This window comes from Frigoribacterium sp. CFBP 8754 (assembly GCF_014841815.1).
GTDB classification, from domain to species: Bacteria; Actinomycetota; Actinomycetes; order Actinomycetales; family Microbacteriaceae; genus Frigoribacterium; species Frigoribacterium endophyticum.
On the sequence record NZ_JACYUO010000001.1, the window covers coordinates 577,853 to 589,918 of the forward strand.

13 protein-coding genes are annotated in these 12,066 nt (G+C 71.7%); 10 read left to right on the plus strand and 3 right to left on the minus strand.

All coding sequences use genetic code 11. The annotated features are described in order from the left end of the window. Positions 1-73 precede the first annotated feature (73 nt). Positions 74-1,642: a signal recognition particle protein gene (gene ffh, locus IFT72_RS02665; protein ID WP_192045492.1), complete on the plus strand. Its 1,569-nt coding sequence runs from the start codon at positions 74-76 to the stop codon at positions 1,640-1,642. Positions 1,643-1,719: 77 nt separating this feature from the next. Here ffh and IFT72_RS02670 read toward each other — a convergent pair whose 3' ends face one another. Next, positions 1,720-4,653, minus strand: coding sequence for a binary toxin-like calcium binding domain-containing protein (locus IFT72_RS02670; RefSeq protein WP_192045493.1), 2,934 nt, complete (start codon positions 4,651-4,653; stop codon positions 1,720-1,722). Positions 4,654-4,755: 102 nt separating this feature from the next. Next, positions 4,756-5,898 carry a glutamate--cysteine ligase gene (locus IFT72_RS02675; protein ID WP_056053578.1) on the minus strand — a complete coding sequence of 381 codons (1,143 nt, stop codon included), beginning with the start codon at positions 5,896-5,898 and terminating at the stop codon, positions 4,756-4,758. A 276-nt stretch (positions 5,899-6,174) separates the two neighbouring features. Between IFT72_RS02675 and rpsP the strand changes: the two genes are divergently transcribed. From rpsP to trmD, 4 genes are read left to right on the plus strand one after another with little or no spacing between them, the layout of a single operon-like run. After that, positions 6,175-6,591: a 30S ribosomal protein S16 gene (gene rpsP / locus IFT72_RS02680; protein WP_056053584.1), complete on the plus strand. Its 417-nt coding sequence runs from the start codon at positions 6,175-6,177 to the stop codon at positions 6,589-6,591. Positions 6,592-6,594: 3 nt separating this feature from the next. Then, a complete protein-coding gene (locus tag IFT72_RS02685) occupies positions 6,595-6,831 on the plus strand; it encodes an RNA-binding protein (protein ID WP_056053586.1) in 237 nt (78 codons plus the stop codon). A gap of 3 nt (positions 6,832-6,834) precedes the next feature. After that, a complete protein-coding gene (gene rimM / locus IFT72_RS02690) occupies positions 6,835-7,494 on the plus strand; it encodes a ribosome maturation factor RimM (RefSeq protein ID WP_082514291.1) in 660 nt (219 codons plus the stop codon). Between the two features lie 2 nt (positions 7,495-7,496). Further along, positions 7,497-8,192, plus strand: coding sequence for a tRNA (guanosine(37)-N1)-methyltransferase TrmD (trmD, locus tag IFT72_RS02695; RefSeq protein ID WP_167258848.1), 696 nt, complete (start codon positions 7,497-7,499; stop codon positions 8,190-8,192). 10 nt (positions 8,193-8,202) lie between these two features. Here the strand turns inward: trmD and map are convergent, their stop codons facing one another. Further along, positions 8,203-8,973, minus strand: a complete 771-nt coding sequence (gene map / locus IFT72_RS02700; RefSeq protein WP_056053590.1) for a type I methionyl aminopeptidase — start codon at positions 8,971-8,973, stop codon at positions 8,203-8,205. A gap of 38 nt (positions 8,974-9,011) precedes the next feature. Between map and IFT72_RS02705 the strand changes: the two genes are divergently transcribed. The 5 genes from IFT72_RS02705 (at position 9,012) to IFT72_RS02725 (ending at position 12,002) form a co-directional block, all read left to right on the plus strand. Beyond that, positions 9,012-9,581: a hypothetical protein gene (locus tag IFT72_RS02705; protein ID WP_056053593.1), complete on the plus strand. Its 570-nt coding sequence runs from the start codon at positions 9,012-9,014 to the stop codon at positions 9,579-9,581. A 169-nt stretch (positions 9,582-9,750) separates the two neighbouring features. After that, positions 9,751-10,098, plus strand: coding sequence for a 50S ribosomal protein L19 (gene rplS, locus IFT72_RS02710; RefSeq protein WP_185232051.1), 348 nt, complete (start codon positions 9,751-9,753; stop codon positions 10,096-10,098). Between the two features lie 65 nt (positions 10,099-10,163). Next, positions 10,164-10,922 (plus strand): signal peptidase I, encoded by a 759-nt coding sequence (lepB, locus tag IFT72_RS02715; protein WP_167258851.1) that lies wholly within the window; start codon positions 10,164-10,166, stop codon positions 10,920-10,922. Then, positions 10,922-11,557 carry a ribonuclease HII gene (locus IFT72_RS02720; RefSeq protein WP_192045494.1) on the plus strand — a complete coding sequence of 212 codons (636 nt, stop codon included), beginning with the start codon at positions 10,922-10,924 and terminating at the stop codon, positions 11,555-11,557. Before lepB ends, IFT72_RS02720 begins: the two co-directional genes overlap by 1 nt. A gap of 121 nt (positions 11,558-11,678) precedes the next feature. Next, positions 11,679-12,002, plus strand: a complete 324-nt coding sequence (locus IFT72_RS02725) for a DUF2469 domain-containing protein (RefSeq protein WP_056053603.1) — start codon at positions 11,679-11,681, stop codon at positions 12,000-12,002. Positions 12,003-12,066: the final 64 nt, after the last annotated feature.

A 12,066-nucleotide genomic window follows, 5' to 3' on the forward strand; every position in this document is an offset into this window, starting at 1 on the left:
GCGGCCCCGGGGGAGGCGCGGGTCGGCCCACGGGGGCGACCCGCGGCCCGTCGTCGGTTAAGATGGCGACACCATGGCCACATTCGGAACCCTCTCTGACCGCCTCGCGGACACGTTCAAGAACCTCCGCAACAAGGGCAAGCTCAGCCCCGCCGACGTCGACGGCACCGTCCGCGAGATCCGTCGTGCCCTGCTCGACGCCGACGTCGCGTTCGACGTCGTCAAGGCGTTCACGAACACGGTGCGCGACCGGGCGCTCGGCGACGAGGTCAGCAAGGCCCTGAACCCGGCCCAGCAGGTCGTCCAGATCGTCAACGAAGAGCTCATCGAGATCCTCGGCGGTCGCCAGCGTCGGCTCGAGTTCGCGAAGAACCCGCCGACCGTGATCATGCTCGCCGGCCTCCAGGGCGCCGGCAAGACGACCCTCGCCGGCAAGCTCGCGAAGTGGCTCGCGAAGGACGGCCACACGCCGTTGCTCGTGGCCTGTGACCTCCAGCGCCCCAACGCCGTGCAGCAGCTGCAGGTCGTCGGCGAGCAGGCCGGCGCGGCCGTGTTCGCCCCCGAGCCGGGCAACGGCGTCGGCGACCCCGTCAAGGTCGCCAAGCAGGCCATGAAGTTCGCCCGCGACAAGGTCTACGACACCGTCATCATCGACACCGCCGGCCGCCTCGGCGTCGACGCCGAGATGATGAAGCAGGCCGCGAACATCCGCAAGGCGGTCGACCCCGACGAGGTGCTCTTCGTCATCGACGCGATGATCGGCCAGGACGCCGTCGCGACCGCCAAGGCCTTCCAGGCGGGCGTCGACTTCACCGGCGTCGTCCTGTCGAAGCTCGACGGCGACGCGCGCGGCGGCGCCGCGCTCAGCGTGGCCTCGGTGACGGGTCGCCCCATCATGTTCGCGTCGACGGGCGAGACCCTCGACGCCTTCGAGCCCTTCCACCCCGACCGCATGGCGAGCCGCATCCTCGACCTCGGCGACATCCTCTCGCTCATCGAGCAGGCGCAGGGCGCGTTCGACGAGGCCGAGGCCCGTGCCGTCGCGGAGAAGATCGCGACCGACAACTTCACGCTCGACGACTTCCTCAAGCAGATGCAGCAGCTGCGCAAGATGGGGTCGATCAAGGGCATGCTCGGCATGCTGCCGGGCGCCAAGGGCATGCGCGAGCAGCTCGAGAACTTCGACGAGCGCGAGATCGTCCGCACCGAGGCGATCATCCAGTCGATGACGCCGCAGGAGCGGGCCCTGCCGAAGCTCCTCAACGGGTCGCGCCGACTCCGCATCGCGCGGGGCTCGGGCATGACGGTCACCGACGTGAACCAGCTCGTCCAGCGCTTCGAGCAGGCCTCCAAGATGATGAAGACCGTGGCCAAGGGCGGCGTGCCCCAGGTGCCCGGCATGGGCCCGATCCCCGGGGCCTCCTACGGCGGCAAGCGCCCGGCCGCCAAGAAGAAGGGCTCGAAGGCCGGCAACCCCGCCAAGCGCGCGGCCCAGAACGCGGCCCTCGCGACCGGCAGCAAGCCGGGGGGCGCGGCGCCGGCCAGCGGGTCCGGCTTCGGCCTCGGCGGTGCCCCCGCCGGCGACGGTGCCCCCTCGGCGGAGGAGATGGCGTCGCTGCAGAAGTTCCTCGGCCGGGGCTGACCCGGTCGGGCCGTCCGTGACGGGTGGTGACTCGGGGCCCGCGGTGCGACCGCGGGCCCCGAGTCGTCACCGGGCGCTCACCAGGTGCCCGGGTAGTGCAGCTCGAAGCGTGACACCTTGCCCACGAGGCCGTTGCGGTAGCTCTGTTCCTGCACCGTGACGCCGGCGGGGCGCTCCCGGGCGTCCGTCCAGAGCAGGCCGGACGTCGGCACGGTCGTCTCCCAGATGAAGAAGTCGTCGTTGCGAGAACCGTCCGGTGAGTCGAAGACGCTGAGCTCCGTCCCGATCGGCATGTTCGTGAACGACACGTAGTAGGCGTCGTCGTTCCTGCACGAGTGGCTGTTCGACCTGAAGTCGACGGACTCGGCCACCTCTCCCCGGAACCCGGGTGTCTCGAGAGCACGGAAACGGACGGTGCACATGTGCTTCGAGGCGCCCTCCCGGTAGTGGAAGGCCACCGTCGCGGGCTTCGAGGCGCCGACGTCGACGGTGAGGGCGGCGATCGGCTCGAGGCAGTAGTCGCACGCGGCCGTCGATCCCTGCCGGGGGGAGTACACGGTGACGGTCGAGGTGCCCTGCGCCACGACCGGGAGGTTGACGTGCCCCCGTGCCTTGTACGTCGGGCCCGTGCTCCAGGCGCCCAGAGCGGGTCCCGTGACCTCCACGACGGAGGTCGACAGGTCGATCGCACGCCCGGAGCGCCCGACGAGCAGGTCCAGCGCCTGGGCGCCGCCTCGGCTGAGGACGTCGACCTGCGTCGTGAGCGGCGTCGTCGTGTCCGGGATCGCCAGGTCGTCCCCCATCCGGCTCACCCAGCTGATGTCCGCTCGACGGCTCGCGCCGAGGCTGAAGAAGGACAGGTCGTCGATCTCGGCGCGTCCGTGCAGCCTCACCGTCGTCGTGGCTGCCGTGAACTCCACGAACGTCGGCTGGCTCGTCCAGCCAGGGGGAGTCGGGGCTCGGTCCAGGGGCACCTGGTGCGTGGGGTCGTCGAGCCACATGGTCGAGCTCGAGCCCGAGGGCGCGTTCTTCGAGCGGAACGAGACACGGTAGCGGTGGCCCGGGGTGAGGCCCTCCTTCGTCCACGAGATCTCGCCGGCGCCGGCCGGGCGCACCGTCCCCGGCGTCGACGCGTGGCCCGTCCACCCCGAGAAGTCGCCGTCGTCGAAGTCGGAGTGCTGATCCGCCGACTTGATGCCGATCTGCATGCCGCGGCGCAGCTCGACGTCGTAGACCGACCTCCCGTCGCGCTGCTGGTCGCGGACGGCCGCGCCCGTGGCCTCGTCCATGGTGAGGAGGACCGCCCGCTCGTCGAGCAGGAGCGGAGCCCGGTTCGTCGGGGAGGCGAGGTCGGGGCTGCGGTACCAGCGATGCCCGTCGATCCGCTCGACGGCGAAGGCCCGGTCGATGGCCTCCCCGATCGTCAGCCGCGGGGTCGAGTCGTCCGGGTCGCGGAGGTCCGGTGCCACGACGTGGCGCTGGGCCGTGTCGATCCCGGCGTCCAGCACCAGGGTCGCCGTGGACTCGTGGATGCCGGTGAGCACGGGGCCCCACTGGCCGGCCGCCGGATCGAGGCGCCCCGAGACCACGCGGCCGAAGGTGCCGGACGTCTGGGGCGTGTCGAGCGACACCTCGCCGCTCCGACCCAGCTGCTCCAGCTCGTCCGCGGTCGCGGTGAGGTCGACGGTGCCGGCGTCGTTGATGGTCTCGACCGAGAGCGCCGCCGAGCCCCGGGCCGGGTAGCTCTCTCCGGCGCCCAGGGCGTCCGCCCGGAAGTTCGGGCCGGCTCGGAAGCTGGCCATGGTCTGCTGCCCCTCCAGCACCCAGCTGGTCGTCGGGTGCGCATCGAAGACGGGTGCGCTGCCGGCGTTGTGGTAGCGGACGTTGCCGTTCAGCGAGGCGGCCTTCGACGCGCTCCGGGTGACGAGCTCCTGCCACGACGTCGAGGTGCCCTCCGTCACGCTGTGTGACCGGGTCCACGAGAAGTTGAACTCCTGTGACACCTTCGTCTCGCCGCTCAGGCCCTCCGGCCCGGCCGAGGCTCCGCTCTCGACGCCGACCTTGCCGCCGAGGGTCCTGCTCCACGAGTTCGTCGTCGAGAGGCTGCGCGTCCGGGTCGTCGAGTCGCTGGTCGTGTCGTTCAGCGTCACGACGAGCTTCTCGAGATCGACGCCGACGGCGGGCGCGGCGGCCACGAGCGGGTCGCGGGCCTCGGTGCGGGTGCCGCCCGGCATCATGGCCGACACCTTCTCGAGATCGGTGTAGGGGTCGCGGGCGGAGCGGCAGTGGTTCGGGTCCGAGAGGTACTTCGTGTGACCGCGAGCGGCGAGGTCGTCCCGCCAGGGGACGAGGGAGGAGTCGACGAGGGCGTAGCCGCCGCGCTCGAGGTCGTCGGGGACGAGGTCGTGGTCACGGTCGCCGGGCAGGGCGACGCCGCACGCCAGACCGGCACGGGCACCGGGGCTCGAGACGACCGGGGTCGAGAGGTCGGCCTCGGCGACGGGCTGCCACGGCGATCCGGCGTCGCTCGACCAGCCCAGCGTGATCGCGGTCCCCTCGGGAGGAGCCTCGACCGAGAGGCGCACGGTCGTCGGACGGTCCGGGGTCGTCTCGACGGTCACGATCTCGTCGGCGGTCCGGTCGGGGGAGGCGACGTCGGGGCCCACGCCGTCGCGGAGGACCGCGAACGAGCGGGGGCCGGCCAGCTCGGTCGTGACCGCCGCGTCGAGGGTGATCGTCGTGGCGCCGGCGGGGACGCGGGCCGGCGACCGCCACGAGACGGAGACCGTCTCGGCGGAGTCGCCGCCCCCGAGCGCCGTGACGAGCGGCGCCGTCCCTGCGAACGGCTCGTCGGCGGGGACGCCGCTGTCACCGGTCGGCGGCGGCGGACCGTCGAGCGTCGAGGCCGACGCGGCCTGCGGGGGCGGGGTCAGGGCGTCGGCGACGAGCGCGACGCCCAGGACCGCCGCCACGAGCGGTGGGATGGACGTGAGGAATATCGGATGTCTCATCGGTGCATCGAATGGCAGCCGGGCGGGCCGTGCCCGACTGTTACGCCGTGTTACGTCGAGCCTCCTGCCCGTCCGTGCCGTTCTCGTGCCCGCGGCACGGCGTCACAGGTCCGCGGAGAGCCCCTCGTCGAACTCGCGGACCAGCGACGCGACGACCGGACGGAGATCGCCGCCGTGGGCCGCGGCCACGGCCAGTTGGCGCTGGTAGCTGGCGCCCCGGTCGGTGATCGACGCGAGCGAGTGCAGCTCGTCGAGGCAGCCCAGGCGATCGGCGGCGGGCTCGAGGGTCGTCACCAGGTCTCGCAGGTCGTCGGTCACGAGGCGCTCGTCGCCCGCGGCGTTCTGGATGACGATCGCGTCCATGCCGTAGCGGGCCGCGCGCCACTTGTTCTCGCGGACGAACCAGGGCTGCATCGAGGGCAGCGTCTCGCCGCGGTCCAGGCGGTCGGACATGTCGTCCACCAGGCACTGGACGAGGGCGGTCACGGCGGCGACCTCGTCGGTGGTCGCGATGCCGTCGAAGACCCGGCTCTCGAGCGTCCCCCACCTCGGCGAGGGGCGCAGGTCCCAACGCAGTTCGCTGTGGTCGTCGATCACGCCCGTGAGGGTCAGGTCCGCGACCATGGCCTCGTACTCCGACCAGGTCTCGAACTGGGGCGGCAGGCCGGCCGTGGGCAGCTGCTGGAACATCAGGGCGCGGTTCGAGGCGTAGCCCGTCTCCTCGCCCACCCAGAACGGGCTGGAGGCCGTCAGGGCCTGGAAGTGAGGCAGGTAGGTGAGCATGCCGTTCATGATCGGGAGCACCTTGTCGCGCGAGTCGATCCCGACGTGGACGTGGACGCCCCAGATCATCATCTGGCGGCCCCACCAGCGGGTGCGGTCGATCAGCGTGGCGTACCGCTCCTTGTCGGGGGTGACCTCCTGGTCGACGTACCGGCTGTACGGGTGCGTGCCGGCGCAGATGAGGTCGGCGCCGAGCGCGGCCGCCGGGCCACGGACCTGGTCGATGGTGGCCCGGAGGTCGTCGACGGCCCCGGCGACCCGGTGGTGCACCCCGGTGACGACCTCGACGGTGTTGGTCAGGAGCTCGTTCGTCAGACGGTCGCCGTCCTCGTTGAGGTGGGCCAGGTCGGCGAGGATCTGCGGAGCGCGAGGGGCCAGTTCGCCGCTCTCGTGGTCGACGAGGGCCAGCTCCCACTCGACGCCGAGGGTCGACCGCTCTGAGCTGGTGAAGTCGATCTGCATGGGTGCTGCCTCCCGCTCGGCGCGTGCGCGCCGACCCATCCTGACAGCCGGGGGAGTCGCGTGACCGTCCGTGTCGCGGCCCCCGCCCGACGACACGGCGGCGGGTTCGCGAGAGATTGGTGGAACCGGTCGTTCGTCTGCAACAATGGTGGGTCGAGTCTCCGGTCGCCCGACCCTCTAATCAGGTGGCCGCCGAGACCTCATAGAGCTTCCGAGCCGAGTGTGCCCCCACGCTCACGGCTAGCAACTCGCCCACATCACATCAACAGGAGAATTGTGGCTGTCAAGATCCGTCTCAAGCGCATGGGCAAGATCCGTGCACCGTACTACCGCATCGTCGTCGCCGACGCGCGCACCAAGCGCGACGGTCGTGTCATCGAGGAGATCGGCAAGTACCACCCCACCGAGGAGCCCTCGTTCATCGAGGTCGAGTCGGAGCGCGCGCAGTACTGGCTCAGCGTCGGCGCGCAGCCGACCGAGCAGGTCGCCGCGCTGCTGAAGCTCACGGGCGACTGGGGCAAGTTCAAGGGCGACGCCGACGCCGTCAGCACCGTCAAGACCAAGGCCCCCAAGGAGGCCTTCGTCGCCGACGAGAAGAAGAAGCCGGTCCTCGTCCCCAAGTCGGAGAAGCCCGCCAAGGCCGAGCCCGCCGAGGCCCCCGCCGCCGACGACGCCGAGACCACCGAGGCGTAGTCAGTGCTCGCACCTGCACTCGAGCACCTCGTCCGGGGGATCGTCGATCACCCGGACGAGGTGCAGGTCGTGGAGAAGACCTCTCCTCGGGGCGACGTCCTCGAGGTGCACGTCCACGCTGACGACCTGGGCCGCGTCATCGGTCGCGCCGGTCGGACGGCGAAGGCACTCCGCACCCTGGTCACGGCCCTGGCCGACGGCAAGCGCGTGCGGGTCGACGTCGTCGACGGCGACCTCTAGGCCGTGAGCACGAACGACAAGACCCAGCTCCGGGTCGGGCGCCTGACCAAGGCGCACGGCCTGAAGGGCGCGCTCAAGCTCGAGCTCTTCACCGACACTCCCGAGCAGCGCTTCACCCCCGGCTCCTCCTTCACCCTGCAGGTGCCCGAGACCAGTGAGTGGCACGGCCGGAGCATCACGCTCACCGAGCTCCGCTGGTACAACGGCCACCCCGTCGGCTTCTTCGAGGGCGTCGACGACCGCACCGCCGCCGAGTCCCTGGTCAAGGCGATCCTTTGGGTCGACCAAGACCTGGACGAGCTCCCCGACGAGGACGACGCCTGGTACCACCACCAGCTCGTCGGCCTCCGGGTCGAGCGTGACGGCGTCGAGGTCGGGACCGTCTCGCGCGTCGACCACCTCCCCGCCCAGGACTTGCTCGCCGTGGCGACGCCCGCGGGCGAGGTGCTGGTGCCGTTCGTGACGGCGATCGTGCCGAGCGTCGACATCGAGGCGGGCGTCATCACCGTCACCCCGCCGGCGGGTCTCTTCGAGGAGCTCGTCGACGACAGCTCCGACGACGAGTCCGCCGCGTCCGTCGACACCGGCGACGTCGAGGGTGAGAGCCCTGACGACGCCGTGGGCGAGGCCCCCGAGGCCGACCGCGCCGACGACGGCAGCTGACGATGCGCATCGACATCGTGTCGATCTTCCCGGAGTTCTTCGGGGTGCTCGACATCTCCCTGCTCGGCAAGGCCCGTCAGCAGGGCCTGCTCGACGTCGCCGTGCACGACCTGCGCGACTTCACCCACGACCGGCACCGCACCGTCGACGACACCCCGTACGGCGGCGGTGCCGGCATGGTGATGCGGCCCGAGCCCTGGGGCGAGGCCCTCGACCACGTGCTGGGCGACGAGGCGAGCCCCGAGACCACCACGCTGATCGTGCCCTCGCCGGCGGGCACGCCCTTCACGCAGGCCCTCGCCCGCGAGCTGGCCGTCGCCCCGCACCTCGTGTTCGCCTGCGGGCGCTACGAGGGCATCGACCAGCGCGTGGTCGAGCACGCCGCCGAGCGCGTGACCGTCCGCGAGATCAGCCTCGGCGACTACGTGCTCAACGGCGGCGAGGTCGCCGTGACGGCGATGGTCGAGGCGATCGGTCGCCTCGTGCCGGGTGTCGTGGGCAACCCCGAGAGCCTGACGGAGGAGAGCCACGAGGGTGGCCTCCTCGAGTACCCCAGCTACACGAAGCCCGCGAGCTGGCGGGGCCACGACGTGCCCCCGGTGCTCCTCAGCGGCAACCACGGCGCCATCGCGACCTGGCGCCACGAGCAGCAGGTCGCCCGCACCCGGCGCGTCCGCCCCGACCTGCTCGGCGAGTAGCGCGCCCCGCTCAGCCGCGGGCGGTCAGCACGAGCGGGCCCTCGGCCGTCACGGCGACCGTGTGCTCCGCGTGCGCGGCCCGCGAGCCGTCGGCGCTCCGCAGCGTCCAGCCGTCGGCGTCGGTGACGATCTCGTCCGTGCCGAGCATCAGCCACGGCTCGATCGCGATCACGAGGCCCGGCCGGAGGGGCCAGCCCCGCCCGGCGCGGCCGTCGTTCGGCACGTGCGGGTCGCCGTGCATGGTCGTGCCGACGCCGTGGCCGCCGAACTGCAGGTTGACGGAGAACCCGGCTCCGCGGGCGACGTCGCCGATCGCGGCCGAGACGTCGCCGAGCTTGCCGCCCGGCTGCGCGGCCGCGATCCCGGCCTCGAGCGCCCGCTCGCAGGTCTCGATGAGTCGGCGGTCGTCCGGCGTCGGCTCGGCGCCGACGACGAACGAGACCGCGGAGTCGGCGACCCAGCCGTCGACGGCGCAGGCGAAGTCGAGGCTGAGCAGGTCGCCCTTCCGCAGGCGGTACCGGTGCGGCAGACCGTGCAGCGCCGCGTCGTTGACGGAGGTGCAGATCACCTTCCCGAACGGGCTGGCCCCGAACGACGGGTGGTAGTCGAGGTAGCTGCTCTCGGCCCCGCGCTCGCGGATCATGTCGTGGGCGAGGGCGTCGAGGTCGAGCAGGTCGACGCCCGGCGCCGCGGCCGCCCGCGTCGCCTCGAGGACGGAGGCGACGAACGCCCCCGCCGGTCGCATGCGGTCGATCTCGTCGGGGGTGCGCAGCTCGATCATGCAGCCATTCTCCACCGTCGTTCCCTAGCCTCGACCGCATGGTGCTGCGTCGAGTCCTCTACCGCCTCCTCTGGCCCGCCGTCGTGGTGCTGCCCCTGTGGGTCCTGCTCGGCCGTGCGGCCTTCGGGGTGCCCCTCGGGGCGCAGGTGCTCGGCCAGATCGTCCTCGTGCCCCTCCTGTTCGTCGCGCAGGCGGCCGCCGTCGGCGTCGTGGTGGCGCGACGGAGCGTGCGCCGGGCGCGCGCGGTCTCGTGGCTCGACGCCGGCCTCCTGCTCCTGACCTGGCTGGCCCAGCTGGCCCTCGGCTTCTTCCTCGTCGACTCCGTGGCCGGGTCGCGGCCGGCCTCGGCGTTCACGCAGCTCGCCGGCGACGGCCGGGTCGACCTGTCGACGGCGCTGTTCGCCGTCTCCGCCGTCCTGACGATCCTGGGCGGGCTGGGCCTCGCGGTCGCCGCGGTGCGGCAGTTCGTGCGGGAGGCGCGGGGCCGGGTGGCCGCGTCGCTGGCCGACCTCGACCGCCTCGCGTCCGGCGCCGCGGGGCCGACGCCTCCTCGTGGGGGCCCGGCCTCCGACGACGCCCCGGTGATCACCATCACGCCGCGCTCCTGACGCGGTGGCGGCCCGGAGCCGACCTGTGGCACACTTGACGCTTGTGCCTGCGCACGACTCTGCCACAGGGGAGTCTGCTCTCGTCAGCGCACGACCTCTTTCATCACCTCGGGTGCCCCGCACCCACGAGCAGCAGTCGACCTGTGGCGGTTGCAGAGAGCGAACCACCATGCACATCCTCGACGCCGTCGACGCAGCCACGCTGCGCAGCGACATCCCCGACTTCCGCGCCGGCGACACCGTCAAGGTGCACGTGAACATCATCGAAGGCACGCGCTCGCGCGTCCAGGTCTTCCAGGGTGTCGTCATCGGCAAGCAGAACGAGGGCGTCCGCGAGACGTTCACCGTCCGCAAGGTCAGCTTCCAGGTCGGCGTCGAGCGCACGTTCCCCGTGCACTCGCCCGTCATCGACCACATCGAGGTCGTCAGCCGCGGCGCCGTGCGTCGCGCGAAGCTCTACTACCTGCGCGAGCTGCGCGGCAAGAAGGCCAAGATCAAGGAGAAGCGCGACCACTGACCCGGTCCGCACGTCCTTCCCTGAGCTCCCCGCCCTATACGATGGCGGGGAGCTCAGGCGGTTAAATGACAGACGACACATCCTCGCGGCGCCTCCTGCGCCGCCCCGGTCGCGGTGACGACCAGAAGAAGCGCGGCACCCTGACGTTCCTCCGTGACGTCCTGGTCATCTTCCTGGCGGCGCTGCTGATCTCCTTCTTGATCAAGACGTTCCTGATCCGCTCGTTCTACATCCCCTCGGGGTCGATGGAGAACACGCTGCAGATCAACGACCGCATCATCGTCAACGAGCTCGTGCCCGACGTGGTCGACGTCAAGCGCGGCGACGTCGTGGTCTTCACCGACCCCGGCGGGTGGCTGGAGGGCACGGCCCCCGTCACCACCGCCTCCGGCAACCCCCTCGGCGACGGCGTCTCGTGGTTCCTCACGCTGGTCGGGCTCGGCACGCAGGACAGCAACGACCACCTCATTAAGCGCGTCATCGGGCTGCCCGGCGACACGGTGTCGTGCTGCAACGACTTCGGCCAGATGTCGGTCAACGGCGTCCCGCTCGACGAGCCCTACGTCACCCTGCCCCCGGGCGTCGACCGCGTCTCCGGCGACGACTTCTCGGTCACGGTGCCCGCCGACTCGCTCTGGGTGATGGGCGACAACCGCTACAACTCGAAGGACAGCCGCTACAACGGCGACACCCCGAGCCAGGGCTTCGTGCCGATGAGCGACGTCGTGGGCCGCGCCTTCGTCATCAGCTGGCCCGCCGCCCGCTGGACGTGGCTCGACGACTACCCGGCCGTCTTCCGCGGCACGGAGCGCGAGGGCGAGTGATGGCGGTCGTCGACCCCACGCTCGACCTCGAGCGCGAGCTGCACGCGGCCGGAGCCACCTGGGTGATCGGCTGCGACGAGGTCGGTCGGGGCGCCATCGCCGGGCCCGTCGCCGTCGGCCTCGGCGCGGTGCACCTCGAGTGCGGCGAGATGCCCGTGGGGCTCCGTGACTCGAAGCTGCTGAGCGAGAAGCGCCGCGAGGCCCTGTACCCGACTGCGACGTCCTGGGTCCAGGCGCACGCCGTCGGCCTGGCCGACGCCCGAGAGGTCGACGAGATCGGCATCGTCGCGGCCCTCGGCCTCGCCGGGCGGCGGGCGCTCACGGAGCTGCACGAGGCCGGCGTCGGCATCATGAGCTCGGTCGTCGTGCTCGACGGCAACCACGACTACCTGACGCCGGCGCTCTCCACGCCGCCGCGCATCACCACCCGGGTGAAGGCCGACCGCGACTGCGCCTCCGTCGCCGCGGCCTCGGTGATCGCCAAGGTGCACCGCGACCGGATGATGATCGCCGCCGACGACGAGCACCCCGGCTACGGCTGGGCGGGCAACAAGGGCTACGGGTCGACCGCGCACTACGCGGCGCTGACCGAGCTCGGTCCGTCGCCGCTGCACCGCCTGACCTGGCTGCACTGAGCCGTCGGGTCGCCGTGCCCGCGCGGGGCCGCATCCACGGCGACGGCCCCCTCGGCGCCGCTGCTCGTGCCGTCCAGGGCGTGCGGGAGGCGCGGGCGCGGCCGCGTAGGATGGTCCCTCGATGGACGAGGACGAGTTCGAAGACTACGACCGAGAGGTCGAGCTCGCGTTGTACCGCGAGTACCGCGACGTGGTGTCGCAGTTCCGCTACGTGGTCGAGACGGAGCGGCGCTTCTACCTCGCGAACGAGGTGGAGCTCGTGCGGCGCGACACGGAGCACGACTTCTACTTCGAGCTGACGATGAGCGACGTCTGGGTGTGGGACGTCTACCGCTCCGACCGTTTCGTGAAGTCCGTCCGCGTGCTCACCTTCAAGGACGTCAACGTCGAGGAGCTCACCACCCGCGACCTCGAGCTGCCGAAGGAACTCGCGCTCGACGAGTAGCGCGTCCCTCCCCAGCCCGGGCTGGGTGCTCGTCGTCCCCACGACGTGACCGGGCCCCGTGGGC

Excerpts from the sequence above, each read along its gene's own strand:
- ffh (WP_192045492.1), top strand. The coding sequence starts at position 74 with ATGGCCACATTCGGAACCCTCTCTGACCGCCTCGCGGACACGTTCAAG.
- rplS (WP_185232051.1), top strand. The coding sequence starts at position 9,751 with ATGCACATCCTCGACGCCGTCGACGCAGCCACGCTGCGCAGCGACATC.
- trmD (WP_167258848.1), top strand. The coding sequence starts at position 7,497 with ATGCGCATCGACATCGTGTCGATCTTCCCGGAGTTCTTCGGGGTGCTC.
- lepB (WP_167258851.1), top strand. The coding sequence starts at position 10,164 with ATGACAGACGACACATCCTCGCGGCGCCTCCTGCGCCGCCCCGGTCGC.
- IFT72_RS02670 (WP_192045493.1), bottom strand. The coding sequence starts at position 4,653 with ATGAGACATCCGATATTCCTCACGTCCATCCCACCGCTCGTGGCGGCG.
- IFT72_RS02725 (WP_056053603.1), top strand. The coding sequence starts at position 11,679 with ATGGACGAGGACGAGTTCGAAGACTACGACCGAGAGGTCGAGCTCGCG.
- IFT72_RS02720 (WP_192045494.1), top strand. The coding sequence starts at position 10,922 with ATGGCGGTCGTCGACCCCACGCTCGACCTCGAGCGCGAGCTGCACGCG.
- map (WP_056053590.1), bottom strand. The coding sequence starts at position 8,973 with ATGATCGAGCTGCGCACCCCCGACGAGATCGACCGCATGCGACCGGCG.
- IFT72_RS02675 (WP_056053578.1), bottom strand. The coding sequence starts at position 5,898 with ATGCAGATCGACTTCACCAGCTCAGAGCGGTCGACCCTCGGCGTCGAG.
- IFT72_RS02705 (WP_056053593.1), top strand. The coding sequence starts at position 9,012 with ATGGTGCTGCGTCGAGTCCTCTACCGCCTCCTCTGGCCCGCCGTCGTG.